This is a genomic window from Aeromicrobium sp. (genome assembly GCF_036676885.1).
Taxonomy (GTDB): domain Bacteria; phylum Actinomycetota; class Actinomycetes; order Propionibacteriales; family Nocardioidaceae; genus Aeromicrobium.
The window spans coordinates 1-2,501 of record NZ_JAKFCB010000011.1 but is presented as its reverse complement, the minus strand read 5'-3'; the positions used below and the strand labels follow the sequence as shown (position 1 = coordinate 2,501).

Here is a 2,501-nt window from a genome sequence, read left to right as displayed (position 1 = left end):
ACTCGACCGAGCTCTCCGGGTCCCCGTTCGTGGCGGCGTTCACCGAGATGGGCATCCCGTACGCCGACCACATCATGAACGCGGTCGTGCTCACCGCGGTGCTGTCGTGCCTGAACTCCGGCCTCTACACGTCGTCGCGGATGCTGTTCGTCCTTGCCGCTCGGCGTGAGGCGCCGGCCCAGCTCGTCAAGGTCACCGATCGCGGTGTGCCGATGGTCGCGATCCTCGCCTCGTCGGTCGTCGGGTTCCTGTGCGTCATCGCCGCGGCGATCGACGAGGACGGCGTGTTCCTGTTCCTGCTGAACTCCTCGGGCGCGATCATCCTGTTCGTCTACCTCCTCATCTCGATCTCCCAGATCACGCTGCGCCTGCGGGTCGACGACTCGACGCTGAAGGTCAAGATGTGGCTCTTCCCGGGCCTGTCGATCCTGACCGCGCTCGGCATCCTCGGTGTGCTGGTCCAGATGGCGCTGACCGACAGCGTGCGCTCGCAGCTCGTGCTGAGCCTGCTGTCGTGGCTCGTGGTGCTCGCGCTGTACGTCGTCAACAAGTTCGTCCTCAACCGCTCCGGCGACGTGGCTCCCGCGTCGTCCGAGCAGGCACGCCGCGTGCTGGTGCTGGCCAACGAGACGGCCACGTCCGGCGAGCTGCTCGACGAGCTGCGGCGCATCGACGCCGCGGGTGCCGCGACGTACTTCGTCTGCGTGCCGGCCAGCCCCGTCGAGACGGGGCAGGCCGCCGTGAACGGTCCGCTGAGCGTCTGGGATGCCACGGCCGAGGCCGCTCGTGAACGGCTCGAGTACACCCTCGAGACCCTGCAGTCGGAGGGTCTGGACGCGTCGGGCGAGCTGGGCGACTACCGGCCGCTTCGTGCCCTGAGCCACGCCGTCGAGACGTTCCGTCCCGACCAGATCGTGATCGCCACGCGGCCGCTGGCGGACTCGGTGTGGCAGCGTTACGACGTGGTCGACCGGGCCCGGACGACGTACCCGATCCCGGTCACCCACGTCATCGCCACCCCGCTCGTGGGCGCACAGGTGGAGGACGCGTGACCGTCGTCGCCGGCTGCACGCTCAAGGACAGCGGCAACGCCGCCCTGGAGCTGGCCGCCATGCTCGCGCGATCGACGGGGGAGGACGTCGTCGTCGCCGTGGTCGTCGCGGCGGCGTGGCCGCCCAGCACTGAGCGCGTGGACGCCGACTACCGCACGTACCTGACCCGGCGCGGCGAGCAGGTGATCGCGCAGGCCAGGGAGTGGATGCCGGCCGACGTCGACGCGACGTTCGTGCTGCACCACGCCGCGTCGATCCCGACCGGATTGGTCGAGGTGGCGCAGCAGCACGACGCCAGCGTGCTGGTGCTCGGGTCGTCGGAGAGCGGTGGACTCGGCCAGGTGGCTCTGGGCAGCGTCGCCGAACGCATCGTGCACAGCTCGCCTGTCCCGGTCGCGCTCGCACCACGTGGCTACCAGGCCGAGCCGGGTGGCCGGATCCGCCGGGTCACGGTCGCCTTCAACGGCACCTCCCAGGACCGGGCGCTGGTACGTTCGGCGGCCGACTACTCCGCCCGCACCAGCAGCTCCTTGCGCGTCGCGTCGTTCTCGGTGCGACCCAAGATGGTGTTCGCCACGACGCTGGCCGGCGCGGGGGAGGACCTGGTGGTCGACGAGTGGTCACGGCAGACCAGCAAGGTCATCAACGAGGAGCTCGATCACCTGCGCGGCCTCCCGGACGTGCCGAGCCGGCTCGAGTCCGTGATCGGCGAGGGTCACGGCTGGCGTGAGGCGATCGGCCAGGCGCGGTGGTCCATGGGAGACATCCTGGTGGTCGGTTCCAGCTCCCACGGCCCCCTGGCGTCGGTCTTCCTGGGGTCGCGGGCCTCCAAGATCCTCCGCTACGCACCGGTCCCGGTTGTCGCGCTGCCCCGGGCCCGTAGGTAGTGACAAGGGCCGTCAGACGGCGGCGCCCGCCCGGTAGCCCTCGAGGATCGCGTGGCTGATCCGGCGTGGGGAGACCGCGTCGCCGATGAGGTGCATCGGCACCTCCACCTGGCGTCGGCCCAGTCGGTAGAGGTCCTCCCGAACCCGTCGACCCGCATGCCACACCAGCACGTCGACCGGGAGGCTTCGCGATTCTCCGCCCACCGTGGCGACCGCCCGAACGGCGGGGCCGTCCGGGACCAGGCGGTGCCCCGGGAGCAGCGCGACGCCCGCCTCGTCGAGGCGCCGCAGCAACGGGGCAAGACTCTCGTGCGGGATCCGCGCGCCGATGCCGGGTGTCGGGGTCACCAACGTCGTACGCAGGCCGAGCGCCGCGAGCTTCTCGGCGGCGCTGAACGCCGGCCAGAAACCCTCGCGTTCGTCGTACACGACGGCCGACCCCTCGGCACCGTGTTCGACACCACGGCTGAGCACGGACTCGACGCTGACGGCAGTCGGAAACTGGGTGGGAGCATCGAGCGGCGCGGATCCCGTTGCGATGATGACGCTGGAGGCTTCACCG

The 2,501-nt window shown here is 70.7% G+C and carries 2 protein-coding genes and 1 pseudogene; 2 read left to right on the top strand and 1 reads right to left on the bottom strand.

Annotation, left to right across the window (positions count from 1 at the left end; genetic code table 11):
- Together V6M46_RS00655 and V6M46_RS00650 are read left to right on the top strand one after the other, a co-directional pair.
- The coding region (locus V6M46_RS00655) for an amino acid permease (protein ID WP_332661749.1) at positions 1-1,052 on the top strand (1,052 nt) is incomplete at its 5' end.
- The gene (locus V6M46_RS00650) at positions 1,049-1,939 is read left to right on the top strand and encodes a universal stress protein (protein ID WP_332661748.1); all 891 of its coding nucleotides are present in this window, start codon (positions 1,049-1,051) and stop codon (positions 1,937-1,939) included. The genes V6M46_RS00655 and V6M46_RS00650, both read left to right, overlap by 4 nt.
- A gap of 12 nt (positions 1,940-1,951) precedes the next feature.
- On the opposite strand, the pseudogene V6M46_RS00645 reads toward V6M46_RS00650, so the two are convergent.
- Positions 1,952-2,501, bottom strand: a pseudogene (locus V6M46_RS00645) (FAD-dependent oxidoreductase); the annotation flags it as partial.